The following is a 239-nucleotide window of genomic DNA, read 5'->3' on the forward strand; positions in this document are numbered from 1 at the left end:
GGGAAATCTTCGGTGCTGACTTTACCCGAGTCAGTGAAGACTATGCACAAACCATCACGATTGTGACAGTGGATGGCTCTGGTAATACATCTGTCCCGTATAAGTTCCAGTTTAAATCAACGTTTAACCTGCCAACCATTAAAGTGACCTCGCCGTATATCGGTGCAAAAGCAAACGTCGAGCGTCTGCAGGGATCCGGGCAGTGGGGCTCAGTGGGCTCCTGCACAATGCTGGCAGAC

Annotated in this window: 1 protein-coding gene; it reads left to right on the forward strand. The window is 50.6% G+C overall.

Annotation, left to right across the window (positions count from 1 at the left end):
• Window positions 1-239, forward strand: a 239-nt coding sequence (locus ACYP03_RS27800) for a hypothetical protein (protein ID WP_459782912.1), incomplete at both ends; no start/stop codon positions are given.

The organism is Photobacterium sp. R1 (genome assembly GCF_054600795.1).